At 72.1% G+C, this 20,471-nt stretch carries 18 protein-coding genes and 3 pseudogenes; 4 read left to right on the top strand and 17 right to left on the bottom strand.

Annotation, left to right across the window (positions count from 1 at the left end):
* Window positions 1–251: 251 nt before the first annotated feature.
* Together rho and ACFYZB_RS01630 are read left to right on the top strand one after the other, a co-directional pair.
* A complete protein-coding gene (rho, locus tag ACFYZB_RS01635; RefSeq protein WP_388752993.1) occupies window positions 252–1,400 on the top strand; it encodes a transcription termination factor Rho in 1,149 nt (382 codons plus the stop codon).
* A gap of 101 nt (window positions 1,401–1,501) precedes the next feature.
* Window positions 1,502–2,335 (top strand): annotated as a pseudogene (locus tag ACFYZB_RS01630) (D-alanyl-D-alanine carboxypeptidase family protein); the annotation flags it as partial.
* Between the two features lie 59 nt (window positions 2,336–2,394).
* Here ACFYZB_RS01630 and ACFYZB_RS01625 read toward each other — a convergent pair.
* The 17 genes and pseudogenes from ACFYZB_RS01625 to ACFYZB_RS01545 all read right to left on the bottom strand — a co-directional run bounded on the left by ACFYZB_RS01625 (window position 2,395) and on the right by ACFYZB_RS01545 (window position 17,295).
* Window positions 2,395–3,780 carry a glycosyltransferase family 87 protein gene (locus ACFYZB_RS01625; RefSeq protein ID WP_388752990.1) on the bottom strand — a complete coding sequence of 462 codons (1,386 nt, stop codon included), beginning with the start codon at window positions 3,778–3,780 and terminating at the stop codon, window positions 2,395–2,397.
* A complete protein-coding gene (gene mptB / locus ACFYZB_RS01620; protein WP_388752988.1) occupies window positions 3,777–5,180 on the bottom strand; it encodes a polyprenol phosphomannose-dependent alpha 1,6 mannosyltransferase MptB in 1,404 nt (467 codons plus the stop codon). Before mptB ends, ACFYZB_RS01625 begins: the two co-directional genes overlap by 4 nt.
* Before the next feature lie 161 nt (window positions 5,181–5,341).
* Window positions 5,342–6,280 (bottom strand): glutaminase, encoded by a 939-nt coding sequence (locus tag ACFYZB_RS01615; protein WP_388752986.1) that lies wholly within the window; start codon window positions 6,278–6,280, stop codon window positions 5,342–5,344.
* Between the two features lie 64 nt (window positions 6,281–6,344).
* Complete coding sequence (gene aspA, locus ACFYZB_RS01610) at window positions 6,345–7,754, bottom strand: aspartate ammonia-lyase (RefSeq protein WP_388752983.1); 1,410 nt, start codon at window positions 7,752–7,754, stop codon at window positions 6,345–6,347.
* A gap of 147 nt (window positions 7,755–7,901) precedes the next feature.
* Window positions 7,902–8,918, bottom strand: a complete 1,017-nt coding sequence (locus ACFYZB_RS01605) for an asparaginase (protein ID WP_388752981.1) — start codon at window positions 8,916–8,918, stop codon at window positions 7,902–7,904.
* A gap of 40 nt (window positions 8,919–8,958) precedes the next feature.
* Window positions 8,959–10,398 (bottom strand): amino acid permease, encoded by a 1,440-nt coding sequence (locus tag ACFYZB_RS01600; RefSeq protein WP_388752978.1) that lies wholly within the window; start codon window positions 10,396–10,398, stop codon window positions 8,959–8,961.
* Window positions 10,395–11,075 carry a FadR/GntR family transcriptional regulator gene (locus tag ACFYZB_RS01595; RefSeq protein ID WP_351205809.1) on the bottom strand — a complete coding sequence of 227 codons (681 nt, stop codon included), beginning with the start codon at window positions 11,073–11,075 and terminating at the stop codon, window positions 10,395–10,397. The genes ACFYZB_RS01600 and ACFYZB_RS01595 overlap by 4 nt, the downstream gene beginning before the upstream one ends.
* A gap of 171 nt (window positions 11,076–11,246) precedes the next feature.
* Window positions 11,247–12,083, bottom strand: coding sequence for an undecaprenyl-diphosphate phosphatase (locus ACFYZB_RS01590; protein WP_388752975.1), 837 nt, complete (start codon window positions 12,081–12,083; stop codon window positions 11,247–11,249).
* Between the two features lie 75 nt (window positions 12,084–12,158).
* Window positions 12,159–12,533, bottom strand: a complete 375-nt coding sequence (gene crcB / locus ACFYZB_RS01585; protein ID WP_351205656.1) for a fluoride efflux transporter CrcB — start codon at window positions 12,531–12,533, stop codon at window positions 12,159–12,161.
* The gene (locus tag ACFYZB_RS01580; protein WP_351205654.1) at window positions 12,530–12,910 is read right to left on the bottom strand and encodes a DUF190 domain-containing protein; all 381 of its coding nucleotides are present in this window, start codon (window positions 12,908–12,910) and stop codon (window positions 12,530–12,532) included. The genes crcB and ACFYZB_RS01580 overlap by 4 nt, the downstream gene beginning before the upstream one ends.
* Window positions 12,907–13,368 (bottom strand): CrcB family protein, encoded by a 462-nt coding sequence (locus ACFYZB_RS01575; RefSeq protein WP_351205652.1) that lies wholly within the window; start codon window positions 13,366–13,368, stop codon window positions 12,907–12,909. Before ACFYZB_RS01575 ends, ACFYZB_RS01580 begins: the two co-directional genes overlap by 4 nt.
* Window positions 13,369–13,435: 67 nt before the next feature.
* Window positions 13,436–14,404 carry an SMP-30/gluconolactonase/LRE family protein gene (locus tag ACFYZB_RS01570; protein WP_388752971.1) on the bottom strand — a complete coding sequence of 323 codons (969 nt, stop codon included), beginning with the start codon at window positions 14,402–14,404 and terminating at the stop codon, window positions 13,436–13,438.
* A gap of 151 nt (window positions 14,405–14,555) precedes the next feature.
* On the bottom strand, window positions 14,556–14,843 hold the full coding sequence (locus ACFYZB_RS01565) for a helix-turn-helix domain-containing protein (RefSeq protein WP_208902416.1): 288 nt from the start codon (window positions 14,841–14,843) through the stop codon (window positions 14,556–14,558).
* Between the two features lie 189 nt (window positions 14,844–15,032).
* Window positions 15,033–15,119, bottom strand: a pseudogene (locus tag ACFYZB_RS01560) (hypothetical protein); the annotation flags it as partial.
* A gap of 24 nt (window positions 15,120–15,143) precedes the next feature.
* A pseudogene (locus ACFYZB_RS01555) lies at window positions 15,144–15,473 on the bottom strand (arabinogalactan endo-1,4-beta-galactosidase); the annotation flags it as partial.
* A 257-nt stretch (window positions 15,474–15,730) separates the two neighbouring features.
* The gene (locus ACFYZB_RS01550; RefSeq protein ID WP_388752968.1) at window positions 15,731–16,441 is read right to left on the bottom strand and encodes a response regulator; all 711 of its coding nucleotides are present in this window, start codon (window positions 16,439–16,441) and stop codon (window positions 15,731–15,733) included.
* Window positions 16,438–17,295, bottom strand: coding sequence for a sensor histidine kinase (locus tag ACFYZB_RS01545; RefSeq protein ID WP_388752965.1), 858 nt, complete (start codon window positions 17,293–17,295; stop codon window positions 16,438–16,440). The genes ACFYZB_RS01550 and ACFYZB_RS01545 overlap by 4 nt, the downstream gene beginning before the upstream one ends.
* 140 nt (window positions 17,296–17,435) lie before the next feature.
* Here ACFYZB_RS01545 and ACFYZB_RS01540 point away from each other — a divergent pair, with 140 nt between their 5' ends.
* Together ACFYZB_RS01540 and ACFYZB_RS01535 are read left to right on the top strand one after the other, a co-directional pair.
* Window positions 17,436–18,143 carry an ABC transporter ATP-binding protein gene (locus ACFYZB_RS01540; protein WP_388752962.1) on the top strand — a complete coding sequence of 236 codons (708 nt, stop codon included), beginning with the start codon at window positions 17,436–17,438 and terminating at the stop codon, window positions 18,141–18,143.
* Window positions 18,140–20,452, top strand: coding sequence for an FtsX-like permease family protein (locus ACFYZB_RS01535; RefSeq protein ID WP_388752960.1), 2,313 nt, complete (start codon window positions 18,140–18,142; stop codon window positions 20,450–20,452). Before ACFYZB_RS01540 ends, ACFYZB_RS01535 begins: the two co-directional genes overlap by 4 nt.
* Window positions 20,453–20,471: the final 19 nt, after the last annotated feature.

Raw genomic sequence — 20,471 nt, 5'->3', positions numbered from 1 at the left:
CGGGTATAGTGCGATCAGCGCGTGTGCGTGTCCCGTCGTACGGACACCGGCGCCGTTCCTCTCTCCACCAGCCCCTCGGCCGAGGTTTCCGACCGGCCCGGGCTTCTTCCCTGCACCACCTCGTGACGAGGGCGTTTCCGCCGTACCCGAGGTGCCGTTCCCGCCGCCCGGAGGCAGTTGTCAGGGCCTCCCGCTCGCGGCCTCTCCCCCCTTCCCGCCTTCTTCTTCCGTCCGTGAAAGGACCTTCCACCATGACCACCACACTCGAACACCCTCCCGTGGTCCAGCAGGCCGCGGCCGCCCGGATCGTCACCGGTGTCCTCGACATCGACGCGCAGGGGAAGGGGCATCTGCGGGCACCGCACCTGCTGCCCTCCCCCGCCGATCCCCAGGTCGCGCCCCACCTGATCCGGCGCCACGGGCTGCGCAAGGGTGACCTCGTCGAAGGCGTCCGGGGTGACCGGCGCGCGCTGACCGAGATCACCCGCGTCGACGGTCGCGACCCGGCGGACCTCCGCGCCCGGCGCCACTTCCGCGACCTCACCCCGCTCCACCCGCACGAGCGCATCCGGCTCGAACACCCCGCGTCCGGACTGGCCGGGCGCGTCACCGATCTCTTCGCGCCGGTCGGCAAGGGCCAGCGCGGACTCATCGTGGCCCCACCGAAGAGCGGCAAGACGGTGCTCCTCCAGCAGTTCGCGGCCGCCGTGGCCGGCAACCACCCCGAGTGCCGGCTGATGGTCCTGCTGCTGGACGAGCGCCCCGAGGAGGTCACCGAGATGCGCCGCTCGGTGCGCGGCGAGGTGTACGCCTCCACCTTCGACCGGCCGGCCAAGGAGCACATCGCCCTCGCCGAGCTCGTGGTCGAGCGGGCCAAGCGCCTGGTGGAGGCCGGCGAGGACGTCGTGATCCTGCTGGACTCGCTGACCCGGCTGTGCCGGGCGCACAACAACGCCTCCGCCGCCGGCGGCCGCACCCTGAGCGGTGGTGTCGACGCGGGCGCGCTGCTCGGGCCCAAGCGGTTCTTCGGCGCCGCCCGCCAGGCGGAGGAGGGCGGCTCCATGACCATCCTCGCCAGCGTCCTGGTGGACACCGGCTCCCGCGCCGACGGCTACTACTTCGAGGAGCTGAAGAGCACGGGCAACATGGAGCTGCGCCTCGACCGCGAGTCCGCCGCCCGGCGCCTCTTCCCGGCCGTGGACCTCGACGCCGGCGGCACCCGCCGCGAGGAACTCCTTCTGACTCCGGGCGAGTTGACGGCCGTCCACGGACTGCGCCGCGTCCTGCGCCCCCGCGAGGGCGGCCCGTCCGGTCTGGAGACCCTCCTGGAGCGGCTGCGCGCCACCCCGGACAACGCCGCGTTCCTGCGGCAGATCCGGCCCACGCTGCCCACCGGCTGAGCCCGCCCGCAGGCGGCCCCGGTGCGGCATCCGGGTTGCTCGCGTGAGCCGAACGGCCGCTTCGGCGCGAGGAACGACGATCCCGTCCGTACGTTGATCATATGATCAGCGGACTTTCTCATCGGGTGGCCGTGTCGGCGTGTGCCCTGTGCGCTGCGGGCGTGCTGGTACTCACCCCGGCCGCCGCCTCCGCCGGGCCCCGGGCCGGGGAACCCGCCCCGCCCGGCCCCCGGGCCGCGATGCCCGCACCGTCTTGGCTCTACCGCTCCGGCGTCCAGGTCCGGCCGCACCGGGACGCGCCCGAGGTGCCCGAGGTGTCGGCGCTGTCCTGGCTGGTGGCCGACGCCGGCAGCGGGGCGGTGCTGGCCGCGAGCGACGCGCACCGCAAACTGCCGCCCGCGAGCACCCTCAAGACCCTGTTCGCCGTCACCGTGCTGCCGTCCCTGCCGGCCACGATGCGGCACACCGTGCGCGACGAGGAACTGGCGGACATCGGGCCGGGCAGCAGCCTGGTCGGCGTCAAGGAGGGCCACAGCTACCAGGTGGCCGACCTGTGGCGTGGGGTCTTCCTCAACTCCGGCAACGACGCCGTGCACGTGCTCGCCTCGCTGAACGGCGGCTGGGCGGCCACGGCCGCCCGGATGCAGGCCAAGGCACGCTCGCTCGGCGCCCTGGACACCCATGTCGTCTCCCCCGACGGCTACGACGCCGACGGCCAGGTGTCCTCCGCCTACGACCTGGCGGTCTTCGGCCGGGAGGGGCTGCACAATCCCGACTTCGCCCGGTACTGCTCCACCGCCGAGGCGTACTTCCCCGGGGACGGCGCGTCGTACGGCATCCGGAACACCAACCGGCTGCTGACCGGCGCGAACGGCGTGGAGAAGTACCCCGGGCTGATCGGCATCAAGAACGGCTACACCACCAAAGCGGGCAACACCCTGGTGGCCGCGGCCCGCCATGGCAGCCGCACGCTGCTGGTGACCGTGATGAACCCTCAGGTGGGCGGCGGGTTGGCGGTGTACCAGGAGGCGCGCGAGCTGCTCGACTGGGGCTTCGCGGCGGCCGGCCGGGTGGATCCGGTCGGCTCGCTGGACGGGCTGCGCGTCAGGTCCCGGCCGGTGTCGAGGCCCGCACCGGTGGCCGCGGCTGCCGCGTCGCGGGCAAAGGGCGACGACTCGTTCTGGACGGACGTCGCCGTCGTCGTCGGGTGCTCGGGTCTCGCCGCGGGCGTCGCCGCGGTGGCGACGCGGGGCAAGGGCAACCGGACCCCGCGCGGCTGACCCGTCGGCAGGCCGAGCAGCAGGCCCAGCGTGATCCACGTGTAGGTGTTGCTGCCGAGGAAGCCGCCGAGGCCGGAGGCGTCGTCGAACCACAGCCAGACCACGCTCGTGCACAGCACCGCGTACAGGGCGCCCGCGGTCCGCGGGTGCCCGGCGCGCAGCAGCACGGCGAACGACGGCAGCAGCCACACCAGATGGTGCACCCAGGTGATGGGGCTGACCAGGCAGGCCGCCGCCCCGGTGAGCGCGAAGGCCGCCGTCCAGTCACCGGCCCGCACCGCCCCACGGGCCCGCCACGCCCAGACGCACAGGGTCAGCAGGACCGCCGTCGCCCACAGCGGGCGGCCCGGTTCACCGAGGCGGGCCAGCACCCCCTGGAGCGACTGGTTCGACACATAGTCGAGCCGGCCCACCCGGCCGGTGTCCCACAGCGCCTCGGTCCAGTAGAAGCGGGATGCCCGCGGGTCCGCCCAGGCGGCCAGCGCGGTCGCCGCACCCGCCACGGCCGTCGCGACACCGGCCGCCCGGCGCCGCCCGGCGAGCAGCAGCAGACCGATGAACAGGGCGGGCGTCAGCTTCACGGCGGCGGCGAGCCCGATCCCGGCGCCGGCCCAGCGCTCCCGGCCGGTCGCGAGCAGCAGGCAGTCGCCGAGGACGAGCGCGAGCAGCACCAGGTTGACCTGGCCGAAGCTGAACGTGTCCCGCAGCGGCTCGAACAGCGCGAGCAGGCACAGGCACAGCGCCCAGCGGTACCAGCCGTGCCGCCGCCAGTCCGGTCCCGTGAGGATCCGCAGGATCACCGCCAGCGCGGCCAGGTTGACCAGCAGGGACGCCACGATCGCCTGGGCCCGGTCCAGCAGCGCCAGCGGCAGCATGGCGAGCGCCGCGAACGGCGGATAGGTGAAGCCGTACGTGGTGCCGGGCACCCGGTAGTCGTAGATCAGGCCGTCGTGGTGCGCCCAGGTGTGCACGGTGCCGTAGTAGACGCGCAGGTCGAAGAATCCGCGCAGCAGCGGCACGGTGGCCGTGAAGACGGTGACTGCGGCCGCGAGGGCGAGCACCAGCAGCAGACGGCCCCTGGTCGTGCGCGGCCCGCTCACGCCATGCGTCCCGGGGCCGGGGCCTGGGCCGCCTGGTGGGCCTGCCACAGCACGACCACGCCGAGCGCCCCGCCGGAGACGGCGAGCACCAACTGGCCGAGGTCGGCCGGGCCGCCGCTGGGCAGGACGGCGAGGGCGAGGACGGCGGCCAGGGCCGCGACCCGGTGCCGTACCGAGGTGCTGGGCGCGGCGGCGGCGATGAGGAACAGGCCCCACAGCACGTACCAGGGGCGGATCGCCGGGCCGAACACGGCGACGGTCAGCAGGCTGAGCCCGAGGGCGTACACCGGTCTGACGCGCAGCCGGAGCCATATCAGCGCCACGGCGACGGCGGTGGCGGCGAGGCCGAACAGCTGCCAGGCCGGTACGGCCAGCGGGGCCAGGCCGCTGCCGAGGTGCTCCAGCAGGGCCCCGGTGGCGCGGCCGAGCAGGCTGGTCAGGGCCCAGTTGTGCGGCGAGACGGGGGTGGCCAGGGCGCCGATCCAGCCGTAGCCGGTGCCGGCGACGGCCGTGGCGGCGACCGTCGTCATGGCGGAGGTGGCCGCCGCGGTCAGGACGGCCGGCAGCGGGCGGCGGCCGGCGCGGACCTGGAGGGCCACGACCGCCGCCAGGCCCAGCGCGGCGGGCGCCTTGACCAGGGCGGCCAGGGTGACGAGGACCGCCCCGAGGACACCGCCGGCCGGTCGGTCCCCGCGCGCGGCGACCAGGCCGAGCCCCAGCAGGCCGAGCATCAGGGCGTCGTTGTGGGCACCCGCGACCAGGTGCAGCAGGACGAGCGGGTTGAGGGCGCCGAGCCAGAGGGCGGCGGCCGGGTCGGCGCCGCTGTGCCGGGCGAGGCGGGGCAGCGCCACGGCCATCAGGGCCACGCCGAGCAGGGCGACCAGGCGCATGCCGAGCAGGCCCGCGGGCAGCTGGCCGCGGGTGAGTCCGGACAGCGCGGAGGCCAGGACCAGGAAGGCGGGGCCGTAGGGGGCGCCGGTGTGCTGCCACATCGGGGCGACCTCGTCGGCGAGCGGGCCGCCGAGCTGGGCCGGGCCGTGGGCGTAGACGTCCAGGTGGGCGTCGACCATGGCGCCCTGCGCGAGATAGCTGTAGACGTCCCGGCTGAACAACGGCGGTGCGAGCAGCAGCGGGGCCGTCCACACGGCCAGCACCACCAGCAGGGCGCGCGGGGTGGGTGGCCGGGGCCCGCGCACCAGACGGCCGAGCAGCACCCAGGCCGCGATCAGCAGGACGACACCGAAGTACACCCCGACCAGGCCGAGCGCCGCCTGCACCGAGGCGGGGGCCAGGAGATCCTGCACGGGGAGGGCACCGGCCGTCTCACCGCCCAGCGCGAGAAAGGCGGTGCCGGCCAGCCCGAGCACCTGGCAGCGGCGGAGATCGACGGGGAATGCCATGGCCAACACTGGTTCAGCGTGTCAACGCCGGGTGGCCGGAAGACGACGCTCCACTCACGCGGGGGCGGCCTGCACGTGACCGGCGTGTGAGGAACGGTGACCTCGGCACGTCAGGGGCGTCCCCTGCGCCTGCGGGGCCAGGGAACGCACGCGATCGCGGCTCAGAACACCGACAAGCCCGTCAGCGTCGTGAAGCGGTCCAAGGCCGCCACCCCCGCGACCGAGTTGCCGCGTTCGTCCAGGCCTGGGCTCCACACGCACAAGGTGCAGCGGCCGGGTACGACCGCGATGATGCCGCCGCCGACCCCGCTCTTGCCCGGCAGGCCGACGCGGTAGGCGAAGTCCCCGGCCGCGTCGTACGTGCCGCAGGTGAGCATGACCGCGTTGACCTGCTTGGCCTGGCTGCGGGTGAGGAGCCGGCCGCCGTCGGCGCGGATGCCGTGCCGGGCGAGGAAACCGGTGGCGAGGGCCAGGTCGGCGCAGGAGGCGGTGATGGAGCACTGCCGGAAGTACTGGTCGAGCAGGGTCGGCACGTCGTTGTCGATGTTGCCGTAGGACGCCATGAAATGCGCGAGGGCGGCATTGCGGTCACCGTGGGCGGTCTCGGAGGCGGCGACCTCCTTGTCGAAGTCCAGGGTGGCGTTGCCGCTCTCGGTGCGCAGGAAGGTCAGCAATTCCCCGGCGGCGTCTCCGGTACGGGTCTGGAGGCGGTCGGTGACGACGAGGGCCCCCGCGTTGATGAAAGGATTCCGCGGGATGCCGTTCTCGTACTCCAGCTGGACCAGGGAGTTGAAGGGGTTGCCGGAGGGCTCGCGGCCCACGTGCTCCCAGAGTTCGTCGCCCTCTCGGGCCAGGTCCAGGGCCAGGGTGAAGACCTTGGTGATGGACTGCGTGGAGAACGGCTCACGCCACTCCCCCACCCCGTACACCGTGCCGTCCAGCTCGGCGACGGCCATGCCGAAGCGGCGGGGATCGCAGGCGGCGAGGGCCGGGATGTAGTCGGCGGCCCGGCCGCGGCCGGGTGTGCGCCCGATCTCCTCGGCGATGCGCTCCAGGACCGGCAGGAAGGTGAGGGACGACGTCGTTGTCATGATCACCATTGTGCCTCCGGACCGGCCCTGGAGCCCACTCGCGTACGAGCTGATATCCGCCCGTAACCGCAGGTCAGGCGACAGGTGCCCCACTGCCGGCGACGACCTCGGGACGCAGTAGCTCAGCGAGCCGCTCGGCCGGCAGGAGGCCCCGCTCCAGGACGAGCTCGGCCACGCCCCGGCCGGTGACGAGCGCCTCCTTGGCGATCTCGGTGGCGGCCGTGTACCCGATGTGCGGGTTGAGGGCGGTGACCAGGCCGATGGAGTTCTCCACGGTGGCGCGCAGCCGCTCGGTGTTGGCGGTGATGCCGGACACGCAGCGGTCGGCCAGGGTGAGGCAGGCGCTCTGGAGGTGGGTGACGGACTCCGACAGGGAGTGCAGGATGATCGGCTCGAAGGCGTTGAGCTGGAGCTGTCCGGCCTCGGCGGCCATGGTGATGGCGACGTCGTTGCCGATCACCTCGAAGGCGACCTGGTTGACCACCTCGGGGATCACCGGGTTGACCTTGCCCGGCATGATGGACGAACCGGCCTGCACCGGCGGCAGGTTGATCTCCCCGAGGCCCGCACGCGGACCGGAGGACAGCAGCCTGAGGTCGTTGCAGCTCTTGGAGAGCTTGACCGCGATCCGCTTCAGCACACCGGACATCTGCACGAAGGCACCGCAGTCCTGGGTGGCCTCGACCAGGTTGGCGGCGGTGACCAGCGGCAGTCCGGTGATCGTGGACAGGTGCCGGCGGGCGGCCTCGGCGTATCCCGCGGGCGCGTTGAGCCCGGTGCCGATCGCCGTGGCACCCAGGTTGATCTCATGGATCAGCTCGACGGCCTCGGCAAGACGGCTGCGGTCCTCCTCGATCATGACGGCGTAGGCCGAGAACTCCTGACCGAGCGTCATCGGCACGGCGTCCTGCAACTGGGTGCGGCCCATCTTGAGCACGTCACGGAACTCGACGGCCTTGCGGGCGAAGGCGTCCTGCAGGACGGACATGGCCTTGAGCAGCCCCCGGACCGCGAAAACCGTCGCTATCTTGACGGCGGTCGGGTAGACGTCATTGGTCGACTGCCCCAGGTTGACGTCCTCATTGGGGTGCAGATACGCGTACTCGCCCTTGGCGTGGCCGAGGAGTTCCAGCGCACGGTTGGCCACGACCTCGTTGGCGTTCATGTTGGTGGAGGTGCCCGCGCCGCCCTGGATGACGTCGACGACGAACTGGTCGTGCAGCTTGCCCGCCCGGATCTCCTGGCAGGCGGCGACGATCGCGCGTGCCTTCTCCGGCGCCAGCAGGCCGAGTTCCTCGTTGGCGAGAGCGGTGGCCTCCTTGACGGCGGCCAGGGCGTCGATCAGATGCGGGTAGGCGGAGATCGGGGTGCCGGTGATGGGGAAGTTCTCCGTCGCGCGCAGGGTGTGCACACCCCAGTACGCGTCGGCGGGTACGTCACGGTCGCCGAGCAGATCGTGTTCGCTGCGGGTGGTGGCGGTCATGAGGGGTGGGTCCTCTTTCTCAGGTACGGAGGTGTCGAAGGGGGCGCGGGGCGTTGACGATCTGCGGCTTCCGCGGCATGGGCGCGACCAGCCACGAACGGCCCGCGGACCGCGGACGACCCGCAGTCCCCCTTGGTGTTCGGCGAACTAGGCACACGCAGTGAACGGAACCGGATCCAGCGCACGCACAGCTCGCACGCACCCCACCGGCTCTCCACCACCCAGCAGCGGCTCACCCGCAAATGCGGTCAGCAGCTCGGGATCCACGCCCGCGCGAGCGAGCGCCGCCGCCGCGACCGGAACCCGCGCCCGATTCGCCCCGTCGGCGATCTTCACGGCGACGGCACGGCCGTCCGGCAGCGCGGCGACCTGCACGCCCTCGAACCCGTCCTTGGCCAGCAGCCCCGGCACGGCCCGCATCAGCGCGGCGACATCACGCCCCGAGCCGGAGGCCATCTCGGCGTGCGAGCGCATCGCCTCGGCGACCCGGGCCTCGGGCGTGCCGGGGGCGGCGGTGGTGATCCGCGACAGGGCGCGGGCGAGGCCGTGCAGGGAGATGGAGAACAGCGGCGCGCCGCAGCCGTCCACGGTGACCCGGGCGACCCGCTGGCCGGTCAGGTCCTCGACGATCTCCTGGATCGCCTGCTGGAGCGGGTGCTCCGGGTCGAGGTAGTCCTGCAGGGACCAGCCGTTGAGCCGGGCGGTCCACAGCATGGCCGCGTGCTTGCCGGAGCAGTTCTGGGCGAGCCGGGAGGGCAGGCGGCCCTCGCGCACCCAGGAGTCGCGGACGACCGGGTCGAACGGCATGTCGGGGACGTTGCGCAGGTGGTCCTCGGTGAGGCCGGCGAGTTCGAGGATGCGCCGGGTGCCGGCGAGGTGGCGCTCCTCGCCGGAGTGGCTGGCGGCGGCCAGCGAGAGCAGTTCGCCGTCGAGCGGCAGCCCGGCCCGCAGCATGGCCACGGCCTGGAGGGGCTTGACGGCCGAGCGCGGGTAGAACGCGGCCTCGATGTCGCCGAGCTGGAACTCCACCGTGCCGTCGGCGCCGAGGACGACGACGGAGCCGTAGTGGATGCCCTCGACGACTCCACCGCGGATGAGGTGGGCGACCGGGGCGTGAAGGGGTTCGCGGACGACGGGTGCGTCGACGGGAGAACTGCTGTACATCACTGCCTGCATCGATGAGTCGGGTCGGCCGGTACGCGGGTCACGCGTCGGCGCCGGTGGATGTGCGGGATATCCGGCCGCGGATGCCGTACCAGCCGGCGACCAGGATGGCGACGATCAGCGGCAGACAGAGCACGGTGGTGCGTCCGGCGCCGCCGTCGGCGTACATGAGGACCAGGACGGAGGCGAGGAACGCCAGCGTCACGACTTCGGTCCAGGGGGAGCCCGGCAGCCGGTACGACGGCCGGGTCAGCTCGCCCCTCTGGGTCTTCCGCCAGAAGAGCAGGTGACAGAGCATGATCATGCCCCAGGTCGCGAGGATGCCGATCGCCGCGAAGTTGAGGACGATCTCGAACGCGTCGGCGGGGACGACGTAGTTGAGGCCCACGCCGAGGACACAGATACCGCTGGTGAGCAGGATGCCGCCGTACGGGACCTGACTGCGGCTCATCCGCGCGGTGAACTTCGGGGCCGACCCGCTCATGGCCATGGAGCGCAGGATGCGGCCGGTGGAGTACAGCCCGGAGTTCAGCGAGGACATGGCGGCGGTGAGCACGACCAGGTTCATCACGTCGCCGGCCGCGGGGACGCCGATGTGCGACAGGACCGTCACGAAGGGGCTCTCGCCGGCGCTGTAGCTGTTCCAGGGCATCAGCATGGACAGCAGGACGACCGAGCCGACGTAGAACAGGCCCACGCGCCACATGATCGAGTTGATCGCCTTCGGCATGATCTTCTCGGGGTTCTCGGTCTCACCGGCGGCGACGCCGACCAGCTCGACGGAGGCGTAGGCGAAGACGACGCCCTGGATGATCAGCAGCATCGGCAGCAGGCCGTTGGGGAAGACGCCGCCGTTGTCGGTGATCAGGGACGGTCCGGGGTGGTGGCCGGCGACCGGGTGCTGGGTGACCAGCAGGAAGATGCCGATCGCCATGAAGACCACGAGCGCGCCGACCTTGACGATGGCGAACCAGAACTCCAGCTCACCGAACATCTTGACCGAGATCAGGTTGACGGTCAGGACGACCGCCAGGGCGATCAATGCGATCAACCATTGGGGGATGTCGGAGAACATGCCCCAGTAGTGGGTGTAGGTGGCGACCGCGGTGATGTCGGCGATGCCGGTGGTCGCCCAGTTCAGGAAGTACATCCAGCCCGCGGTGTAGGCGCCCTTCTCGCCCAGGAACTCCCGGGCGTACGACACGAAGGCGCCGGAGGACGGGCGGTACAGGACGAGTTCGCCGAGGGCGCGTACGACCAGGAAGGCGAAGACGCCGCAGACGGCGTAGGCGATGAACAGGGAGGGCCCGGCGTCGGCGAGCCGGCCGCCCGCGCCGAGGAAGAGGCCGGTGCCGATGGCTCCGCCGATGGCGATCATGTTGACGTGCCGGTGCTTCAGGCCTTTGCTGTAGCCGGCGTCTCCGGCGTCGACATGGCCGGACGAGGGGCGCGTCTCGTCTTTGAGGTGCTGCTCGCTCACGCCTCGGGTCCGCCTTCCGTGGGGAGGTCGTCCGTCCGCTGGGGACGCACGATGTCGGTGAGGGTCGTCTCGACGCGGTCGAGGTGGTGGCTCATGGCCTCCACCGCGTCGTGTTCGGAACCGTCGATCAGCGCCTCGACGATGGCCCGGTGCTCGCGGTTGGACTGCTCGCGGCGGCCGCCCAGTTCGTTGAGGAAGGCCGACTGACGCGCCAGTGCGTCGCGGATCTCCTCGATGACCCGGCGGAACACCGGGTTCTGGGCCGCCTCGGCCACGGCGAGGTGGAAGAGGGTGTCCATCGCGACCCAGGCCGTGGTGTCCGTCTCCCGCTCCATGCGGTCGAGCAGGTGGGACAGGTGGTCCAGGTTCTCCGGGGTGCGGCGCACGGCCGCGTACCCGGCGACGGGGATCTCGATGTGCCGGCGCACCTCGAGCAGGTCGCTGGCCGCGTAGTCGCCGAACGTGGGGTCCTCGACGGCGTTCGCGACGACGAAGGTGCCCTTTCCGGTCCGGGAGACCGTGAGGCCCATCGTCTGCAGCGCGCGCAGCGCCTCGCGCAGCACGGGCCGGGACACCTCGAGGGTGCGGCACAGCTCGGCCTCGGAGGGGAGCTTGTCGCCTATGGCGTACTCGCCGCGTTCGATGGCGCCGCGGAGGTGGGCGAGCACCGCTTCCATGGCGCTGACGCGCCGCGGTGCAGGACCACCTGTCTGGCTGTCTGACAGGTTCACGGAGCGATCCTGCGGGTTGCGCGCCGGGACTGTCAAGGCGTCCCGTAAACAAACATTCACGGGGTGCGGCGCCTGAATGCAGGCATCCGCACCCCGTGGGTGATCAGGACGGTTCGGTCAGGCGCTCAGCACGCCCGTGGCGAGCAGGCCGAGCAGGCCCACGCCGATGACGATCCGGTAGATCACGAAGGCGTTGAAGGAGTGCTTGGCGACGAACTTCAGCAGCCAGGCGATGGAGGCGTAGGCGACCACGAAGGAGACGATCGTGCCGACGGCCAGCGGGGCGGCCCCCACGCCCGCGCCGAGGGCGTCCTTGAGCTCGTAGATGCCGGCGCCGGTCAGGGCCGGGATGCCGAGGAAGAACGACAGACGGGTGGCGGCGACGCGGTCCAGGTCCAGGATGAGCGCGGTGGACATGGTGGCGCCGGAGCGGGAGAAGCCGGGGAAGAGCAGGGCGAGGATCTGCGAGCAGCCGACCCACATCGCGTCCTTGAACGAGGTGTCGTCCTCACCGCGCTTGTGCCGGCCCATCTGGTCCGCGCACCACATCACGGCGGAGCCGACAATCAGGGAACCGGCGACCACCCAGAGGGAGCCGAGCGCGCCGTCGATCAGGGGCTTGGCGGCAAGGCCCACCAGGACGATCGGGATGGTGGCGGCGATCACCCACCAGGCGAACCTGTAGTCGTGGTGGTAGCGCTCCTCGCGGTTGGTCAGACCGCGGAACCAGGCGGAGACGATCCGCTTGATGTCCTTGAAGAAGTACACGAGCACGGCGGCGATGGCACCGACCTGGATGACGGCGGAGAACCCGACGACGGACTTGTCGTCGACGGGGATGTGCATGAGCCCCTCGGTGATCTTGAGGTGACCGGTGGAGGACACCGGGAGGAACTCGGTCACCCCCTCGACGATGCCGAGGACGACGGCTTGACCGACGGAGATGGCGCTCATGGGATCCAGTTCTGAGGAGAGTTGGTCGACATTGTTGTAGACAGTACTTGCTGCGCCCGGCGCTCTGGCAAACGCCTACGCCCACACGGCGGCGGCGAGCGAGACCCCGGCGAAGGCCGCCACGAGCCCCGCCACCAGGCTCGCCACGATGTTGAGCGCGGCGTACAGTCCGGAGCCGGCCTCGGTCAGCCGCAGGGTCTCGTAGGAGAAGGTCGAGTACGTCGTCAGGGCGCCGCACAGCCCCGTGCCCAGCAGAAGCTGCAGATGGGGTCCGGCGGCCCCCGCGGAGGCCGCTCCGGTGAGCAGCCCGAGGACCAGACAGCCGGTGACGTTCACCACGAAGGTGCCCCAGGGGAAGACCGAGTCGTGACGGGCCTGCACCGCACGGTCGGTCAGGTAGCGCAAGGGGGCACCGACCACGGCGCCCGCGATGACGAGCAGCCAGTTCACGATGAACCCCTGCCCTTCGGATCCGTGCCGGCCGGGCCGCCCGTGCGCCCCACGTACCGGACGACCTCGCACTCCTCCAGGGTCACGAGCCCTTCGCCGACGAGTTCGTCGAGTTGCGGCAGGAACGCCCGTACCCGCTCCTCGGTGTCCACGACGACGACCGCCACGGGCAGGTCCTCGCTCAGGGACAGCAGGCGGGAGGTGTGGATGCGGGAGGATGCGCCGAAGCCCTCGACGCCCCGGAAGACGCTCGCCCCGGCGAGTCCCGCCGCGTGCGCACGGTGCACGATCTCGGAGTAGAGGGGCCTGTGGTGCCAGGTGTCGTCCTCGCCGATGTAGACGGTCAGCCTGAGGGCCCGGCCCGTGAGTGACGTCATCGCTTCCTCCCGATCAGCACCCGCCGGGCGGCGGCCGAGGCGAGCCACACCGCGGCGAGGGCGGCGCACAGTGTCGCGGCGAGATAGGCGAGCCCGAGGCCCGGGCGGCCCGCGTCGACCAGGTTGCGGATGTCGACGGCGTGGGTGGAGAAGGTGGTGAAGCCGCCGAGCACGCCGGTGCCGAAGAAGGGGCGTACCAGGCGGTGGGCGGCCCATACATCGGTGATGAGCACCATGAAGACACCGATCACCGCGCAGCCGGTGACGTTGGTGATGAAGGTCGCCCAGGGGAATCCGCCGGGTGGCGTGGGCCAGGCGAGCGCGAGGCCGTAGCGGGCGCACGCGCCGAGCGCGCCGCCGAGGGCGACCACCGCGACGACGGGTGTCTGGGCACGCCACTCGGACCGCCGCCGTGGGGTGGGGCGGACACGGAGGCTCTGGGCTTCCGGGGCTGTCATGCGGTTGCGTCTCCTGTTCGGCCTGCCCCGACGGGTGATCACGGCCGGGCACCAGGGTACCGCCGCGTCAGCGGGCCCAGGTCCGCGCGCAGACCGCGACGCCGGGCTCCCACAGGCTACCCAGGACGAGGTGATCCGCGGTCGCGCAGACGCTGGTGACCATGCGGAAGCCGGAGCGACGGCGGGCGAGGTGCCGGACGGTCCGTCCCGTGTCGTCGAGGGCCATGACCCCGGTCGCCCCGCTCGGGCGGTACGGCGCGTGTACGGCGGCCCGCGCGGCGGCACCGCGCACGGCGGGCGGGGTGCGGTGCAGGAGGTCCAGCGGCGGAACCCGGGGACTGGCGAGCGCGACCCAGAGCGGGCCGTCGGTGCCCTCGCGCCAGAGGTTGTCCGGCATTCCGGGCAGCGCGGCGAAGAGGTCGGCGTGGCCGGCGCGCGGGCCGGTGAGGTGGTAGCGGGTGAGGCGGCAGGCGCCGGTCTCCGCGATCACGAGGAAGGAGCCGTCGGCGCCGGCCGCCAGGCCGTTGGCGAACTGCAGCCCGTCCAGCAGGACTTCGGGGTCGCCGCCCGCGGGTGGAAGGCGCAGCAGCCGTCCCGTGCCGGTGTGTTCGACGATGTCGCCGATCCACTGCTCCAGTGGGTAGCGCCGGCTGGAGACGGTGAAGTACACACTGCCGTCCGGCAGGGCGACGACGTTGCTGCAGAAGCGGAGCCGCTCCCCCGCCACCGAGTCCGCGAGCACGCGGACGGTCCCGGCGGCGCCCGCGACGGGATCGACGCGCAGCAGGCCGCGTTCCGCGTCGCACACCAGCAGGCCGCCGTCCGGCAGCGGTTCGAGTCCCAGCGGACGGCCGCCGGTCTCGGCCAGCACCTCCACCCGGGCCGTGCGCGGGTCGCCGAGGTCGTGGACGCCCAGGATCCTGCCGTCCTCCACGCCGGTCAGCACACGCCCGTGCGCGTCCACCACCACGTCCTCGGGACCGCGGGCGCCGAGGGAGACGTAGTGCAGCGGAACGAGTGCCGTGGGTCGGTCCATGCAGGTGCCCTTCGCGGTCGGCCGGTCCGTCCTGCGGCCGGCGGTACGGTGTCCGGGCCCGGTCCGGTCGCCCGGTGCGACCGGCGGCCCTCGTCCCGCTCGGCGGGCCGGCGGCCCGTCACCGGCCGACCGTGCCCCCTGTGTCGTCCCCTCACCAGCCCTTCTCGAAAACACGGGCCACCTCGGCGATGCGGATCTCGTCGCGCCGGTAGCAGGTGCCCCAGCAGCTGCGGCGGGTGCGCAGCAGGCCGAGCCGGGTGAGAAAGTCCAGGTGGGCTTCGGCGGTCCGGCGGGGCACGCCCAGCTTGGCGGCCACGGCGCGCGCGGTGACTCCCGTCTCGGCGAGGTCACGGCGACGGGGCGCCGGGAAGTGGGCCGCAGGGTCCTTGAGCCATTCCAGAATCGTCTGCCGCATCCGGCCCGAGGGGGTTCCCATCATCCGTCCGCCTCCGTCCCCGACCTCCTCGTACGCAGTGTTCCCACTGTCCCGCGGCCGACTCCGTCGCGTCCGGGACTCGGCGGTCGTTGTCCGGTACCGAACGGCCGTGCGACCGAGGCGAGGGCATATGACCCCGGAAAATCGGCGAAGGCCCGGCCGCCCCAGACGGCCGGGCCCGTCACCGGTGGTTCAGCGGTGGCTGAACCACGTCATGGAGGAGAGCGCCTTGTCGTCGTAGCCGAACAGGGCCTGGTTCTCCCAGCCGTTGCCGGAGGTGGCATCGGTCGGGTCCCAGCCGTTGCCGGAGACGGCGGTCCACGTCGCCTCCCAGTAGACGCCGTTGGTCAGCCCCGACAGGTACTGGTACGTCTCGACCTTGTAGGCCGAGGACGAGTACTGGGTCAGGCGGTAACTCCCGCTGTGGCCACCGGCCTCGGTGTACGAGGCGCCGGTGTCGCCGTACTCGGACCAGCCGGCGGGGGTGGCCGTGCCGGTGCCGTCGGACTCGAAGCCGCCGTTGGTGGGGGTGCTCGCGGCGTGCGCGGCCTGCGCGGGCAGGAAGGTGAGGGCGAGCCCGGCCGTGAGCGGCAGCAGCAGGACCCTGAGGGTGCGTCTGGGATGGAACTTCATCGTCCGTCGTCCCTTCGAGGTGAACGGGGAGGGGTCCTCCGGTGGGGCCGGAGGAGAACCCCTCCGCCCACGGCTGTCGTGGCACACGCGGGCGGAGGCAGATCGCCGGGGAGGACACGGCCGCGGTGATTCTGCCTACGGAGCTGGTGCCGCGCGCTTCCGCGTGAGCGGGGGCGCCCACCGGGGTGCCGGGAAAGGTTGTCAGGCGTCTGCGGCGTCGGGGCTGGTCGCGCCCACGCGGCGGAGCCGCGGATTCACTACAGCCCTGCGCCCCTTTGGCGCTGACCCGCCCCGGGGCGGACCAGTCCCGTCTCATAGGCCAGGACCACCGCCTGGGCACGGTCGCGTAGCCCCAGCTTGGCGAAGATGCGGGCCACGTGGGACTTGACCGTGGCCTCGCTCAAAGTCAGTTCGGTGGCCAGCTCCGTGTTGGACAGGCCGCGGCCCAGCAGGGTCAGGACCTCGCGCTCGCGGGGCGTGAGCGCGGCCAGGTCGGCGGGCACGGCGGTCTGGGCCGTCCGCTCGGCCTCGGCCGCGTACCGCTCCACCAGGCGCCGGGTGATCTGCGGTGCGAGGAGGGCGTCGCCGGTGCCGACGAGTCGTACGGCCGCCGCCAGGTGCTCCGGGGTGACGTCCTTGAGCAGGAAGCCACTGGCCCCGATGGAGATCGCCTCGTACACGTACCGGTCCAGGTCGAACGTGGTCAGCATGAGCACCCGGCAGCCGGGTGTCTGCTCCAGGATGCGGCGGGTGGCCTCCAGGCCGTCCATGGCCGGCATGCGGATGTCCATGAGGACGACGTCCGGGCGCAGCTCGCGGGTCGCGGCGACCGCCTGGGCGCCGTCGGCGGCCTCGCCGACCACCTCGATACCGCGGGCGGTGAGGATCAGCCGGAAGCCGGTCCGGATCAGTGTCTGGTCGTCGGCGATCAGCACCCGGGGCGCCCGCTCGGGCGCGTCCGGCGTCACGGGCGGTCCAGGGGCAGCCGGGCGCGGACGCGATAGCCGCCGCCGAGTCTGCGGCGGGCGTCGAGGTCACCACCGTAGACGGCGACCCGCTCGCGCAGCCCCAGCAGGCCTCGGCCGGTGCCGCCGGCCGTCGGTCTCGGGGCGGCCGGGGCGGTGCCGGTCAGCACGCTGGGGCCGGTGTTGAGGACCTCGACGCGCAGGGCGTGGTCGGCGTACCGCACGGTCACCTCCGCCTTGCCGCCGTCGCCGTGCCGGAGCGCATTGGTCAGGGACTCCTGGATGATGCGGTACGCGGTCACGTCGATCCCCTGGGGCAGCGGGCGCGGTTCGCCGGAGATGCGGACCTCGACCGGCAGCCCGGCGAACGATATCCGGTCCACGAGCGGGCCGATCCGGTCGAGGCCGGGCTGCGGGGCGAGCGGCGTGCTCACGGCGCCCGCGCCCGCTCCCGCTCCCGGGTCGGTGTCCCCGTCGGTGCCGTCCGGTGCGGGGGCCAGCAGTCCCAGCAGATGTCTGAGGTCGGTCATCGCGCCCCGTCCGGCGTCCTCCACGGCTCTCAGGGCCGTCGCCGCCTCGTCCGGCATCGTGCCCAGCACCTCACGGGCGGCGCTCGCCTGGACCACCATGAGGCTGACGTTGTGGCTGACGATGTCGTGCAACTCGCGGGCGATCCGGTCCCGTTCGGCCGCGATGGCGGCCTCCGCGGCGCTCTCCCGCTCGCGCTCCAGCAGCCAGCCGCGCTCCCCGACCGCCGCCTGCCAGCGGCGCCGGGTGCGCACCAGCGCCGCCGTCAGCCCGAGAACGGCCGCGCACGCCACCGCGAGCGCCGCCGTCAGCACGTCGTACTCCCCCATGCCGTTCATGGTCGCAGACGGCACTGACATCCGCATCGACCTGGGGATTCAGCCGTCTGCATCCGGAGGATGAGTCCGGCGGCGGAGTGCCATCGGGAGAGGGATGCCAGGGGCGTCGTCCCAGGTCTAGCGTCCTGACCATGGTCACCGAGGTGAGAACGGAAGACACCGTCGTTCGGCTCGACGGTGTGCGCAAGGAGTACGGCGAGACGGTCGCGCTCGACGGGGTGTCGCTGGGGATCCGGGCCGGGGACGCGGTCGCGGTGATGGGGCCCTCGGGGTGCGGCAAGTCCACGCTGCTCAACATGATCGCCGGCCTCGACCGGCCGACGGCCGGCCGTGTCGTCGTACACGGCGAGAACGTCGGGGAGTTGAGCGAGAAGGGGCTCGCGCTGTACCGGCGGCGCCGGATCGGCATGATCTTCCAGTTCTTCAACCTCATCGACGACCTGTCGGCCCTGGACAACGTGGCGCTGGCCGCCCAGTTGACCGGCACTCCGGCCCGGCAGGCGCGGCGGCGGGCCCTGGAGCTGTTCGAGGAACTCGGCATCGCGGACCGGCGCAACGCCTACCCCGCGGTGCTCAGCGGTGGTGAGCGGCAACGGGTCGCCGTCGCACGGGCGTTGATGAACCGGCCCGCGCTGTTGCTGGCCGACGAGCCGACCGGCGCGCTGGACAGCCGGGCCGGGGAGCAGGTGATGGATCTGCTGATCGACCTGAACCAGATCGGGCAGACCCTCGTCATCGTCACGCACGACGAGCGTCTTGCGCAGCGCTGTGCGAGCCGGCTGGTGCAGCTGGCCGACGGCCGGATCACCGGTGAGCACACCCTGGAGCACTCGGCATGAGGGCGGTGTGGAAGGCCGCGCGGGCGGCCGTACGCAGGCGGAGACTTCAGACGCTGGTGATCTGGCTGGTCACGCTGGTGTCGACGGGGTCGATCGTGGTCGCGCTCGGGCTCGTGGACGCGGCGTCGGCACCGTTCGACCGGATCTTCGGCAAGCAGCACGGGCCGCATGTGGTCGCCGAGTTCGATCGGGGCAAGGTGGCAGACGCGCAACTGACCGATGCGGCTCGGAAGCCGGGTGTGGAGGCGGTGGCCGGGCCGTTCCCGCAGGCGACGGTGGAGATTCCGCGCGCCGCGCAGGACCTCGGTCTCGGCGGCGACGTCAGGTTCGTGGGGCGTGCCGGACCCGGCGGCGCCGTGGACCGGGTGAACGTCTGGGCGGGCCGCTGGGCCACCCGGCCGGGCGAGATGGTCATGAACCGGCCATCGGCCTGGACCGCCGACGATCTCGGCAAGAAGTTCCATGTGCCGTCCGGGCCCACGCTGACCATCGTCGGGTTCGCCTTCGGCCTGAGCCACACGGCCGACGTGTGGGTCGCACCGGGCCAGATCGCGGCTCTGCACCCGGACGCCACGCAGATGCTGTACCGGTTCCGGAACGCTTCGTCGCAGAGCGCACTGCGCGCAGGACTCGCCGGGGTCACCGCGGGACTGCCGAAGGGCGCGCTCACCGGATCGCACACCTATCTGTCGCTCAAGCACCAAGTCGGCAGCAACGCCCGCGCCTACGCTCCCTACCTCATGGCCTTCGGCATCCTCGGCATTCTGGTGTCGGTGCTGATCGTCGCCAACGTGGTCGGTGGTGCCGTGGTGTCCGGCTTCCGGCACATCGGCATCCTCAAGGCCCTCGGGTTCTCCCCGGGGCAGGTACTGGGTGTCTACCTGGTGATGACCTCCCTGCCGGCCGTTCTCGGCTGTGCGCTCGGCACGCTCATCGGCAACCTGCTGGCCGGGCCGTTCTTCCGGTTCGTGTTCACGGGACCGGATTCCGGGATGCTGCACGACCAGACGGGCATCGCGCCCTGGGTGAACGCGCTGGCCCTGGCAGGCATGCCGCTCGTCTGTGTACTGGCCGCGCTCGGCCCTTCCGTGCGGGCACAGCGGCTGTCGGCGGCCCGGGCGATCAGCGCGGGCACCGCGCCCCGGGCCGGGCGGGCGCTCGGCGTTCAACGGCGGCTCGCGGGGCTGCGTTTGCCGCGATCGGTGAGCCTCGGGGTGGGGCTTCCTTTCGCCCGGCCCGCACGCAGCGCGCTCACGTTGGCGGCCGTCGTCCTGGGTGTGACGACCGTGACGTTCGCGACAGGTCTGGGGGCCACGATGACCCTCTTCGGGGACGCCGGCAAGGGCGCGTTCGACGTTTCGGTGTACGCGAGCAACTACGTGCACGGCAAGCAGCTGCTGCCGGTGCACGGCGACCGGGAACTCCAGTCGCTGCTGAGCTCGTTGCGGGGTGCGGCCCGGGTGACGGCACTTGCGGACGAGGACGCACAGCTCGTGGGTTCCACGCAGAAGGTCTGGATCGAAGGCAGGCGTGGGCCGGACCTGCCCCTGAACGACGTGCTCGTACAAGGGCGGTGGATGCACCGTCCGGGAGAGGTCGTGGTCGGCTCGGCCTTCCTGCGCCGCAGGGGAGTGAGCATCGGGGATCATCTGAGGCTCCGCAAGCAGGGCCACGAGGAGGAGGTCACCGTGGTCGGCGAGCTGATGTCGCAGAACGACTGGGTGGTCGCGGGGACGTGGCCGACGTTCGCCGCCCTGGACCCTGGCGGAAAGGCGTTCACCTATCGCGTCAAACTGCACAAGGCCACCGACGCGAAGGCGTACGCGCGCGCCGCCCGGGACCTTGACAAGGGGCTCAGTACGGAGCTGAAAGGCCCAGACACCGTCACCCAGACCATCAGCGGCTCGGCGACCGCCCTCACCCTGCTGCTGGCCCTGGTCGCCTCCCTCGGTGTCTTCAACACGGCCGTGCTCAACACCCACGACCGGCGCCGCGACCTCGGCATGCTGAAGTCGATCGGGATGACCCCATGCCAGGTGACGGTGATGACGGTGACGTCGATGGCGGTGCTCGGCGTGCTCGGGTCGGTGCTGGGCGTGCCGCTGGGCATCGCCGCCTACGAGGTGGTCGTCCCGCGGATGGCCGCGGGGGTCGACATCACCCTGCCGTCGTACATGACGGACGTCTGGCACGCGCCGCAGCTGGCGGAACTGGCGCTGGCCGGTCTTGTGATCGCCGTGGTGGGCGCGCTGGTCCCCGCGCGGCGCGCGGCCCGCCTGACCGTCGCCGAGGTGCTGCACAACGAATAGCGCCGCCGGGGAGCCCGCA

The organism is Streptomyces sp. NPDC001852, assembly GCF_042891825.1.
Classification (GTDB): Bacteria; Actinomycetota; Actinomycetes; order Streptomycetales; family Streptomycetaceae; genus Streptomyces.
The sequence above is the reverse complement of the archived record's forward strand: the minus strand, read 5'-3'. Positions and strand labels throughout refer to the sequence as shown.

What these genes read in the sequence shown, in the direction of transcription:
- rho (WP_388752993.1), top strand. Translation starts at nt 252, where the DNA reads ATGACCACCACACTCGAACACCCTCCCGTGGTCCAGCAGGCCGCGGCC.
- mptB (WP_388752988.1), bottom strand. Translation starts at nt 5,180, where the DNA reads ATGGCATTCCCCGTCGATCTCCGCCGCTGCCAGGTGCTCGGGCTGGCC.
- ACFYZB_RS01615 (WP_388752986.1), bottom strand. Translation starts at nt 6,280, where the DNA reads ATGGTGATCATGACAACGACGTCGTCCCTCACCTTCCTGCCGGTCCTG.
- aspA (WP_388752983.1), bottom strand. Translation starts at nt 7,754, where the DNA reads ATGACCGCCACCACCCGCAGCGAACACGATCTGCTCGGCGACCGTGAC.
- ACFYZB_RS01605 (WP_388752981.1), bottom strand. Translation starts at nt 8,918, where the DNA reads ATGTACAGCAGTTCTCCCGTCGACGCACCCGTCGTCCGCGAACCCCTT.
- ACFYZB_RS01595 (WP_351205809.1), bottom strand. Translation starts at nt 11,075, where the DNA reads ATGGAAGCGGTGCTCGCCCACCTCCGCGGCGCCATCGAACGCGGCGAG.
- ACFYZB_RS01590 (WP_388752975.1), bottom strand. Translation starts at nt 12,083, where the DNA reads ATGAGCGCCATCTCCGTCGGTCAAGCCGTCGTCCTCGGCATCGTCGAG.
- ACFYZB_RS01580 (WP_351205654.1), bottom strand. Translation starts at nt 12,910, where the DNA reads ATGACGTCACTCACGGGCCGGGCCCTCAGGCTGACCGTCTACATCGGC.
- ACFYZB_RS01575 (WP_351205652.1), bottom strand. Translation starts at nt 13,368, where the DNA reads ATGACAGCCCCGGAAGCCCAGAGCCTCCGTGTCCGCCCCACCCCACGG.
- ACFYZB_RS01570 (WP_388752971.1), bottom strand. Translation starts at nt 14,404, where the DNA reads ATGGACCGACCCACGGCACTCGTTCCGCTGCACTACGTCTCCCTCGGC.
- ACFYZB_RS01565 (WP_208902416.1), bottom strand. Translation starts at nt 14,843, where the DNA reads ATGATGGGAACCCCCTCGGGCCGGATGCGGCAGACGATTCTGGAATGG.
- ACFYZB_RS01545 (WP_388752965.1), bottom strand. Translation starts at nt 17,295, where the DNA reads ATGGGGGAGTACGACGTGCTGACGGCGGCGCTCGCGGTGGCGTGCGCG.
- ACFYZB_RS01540 (WP_388752962.1), top strand. Translation starts at nt 17,436, where the DNA reads ATGGTCACCGAGGTGAGAACGGAAGACACCGTCGTTCGGCTCGACGGT.
- ACFYZB_RS01535 (WP_388752960.1), top strand. Translation starts at nt 18,140, where the DNA reads ATGAGGGCGGTGTGGAAGGCCGCGCGGGCGGCCGTACGCAGGCGGAGA.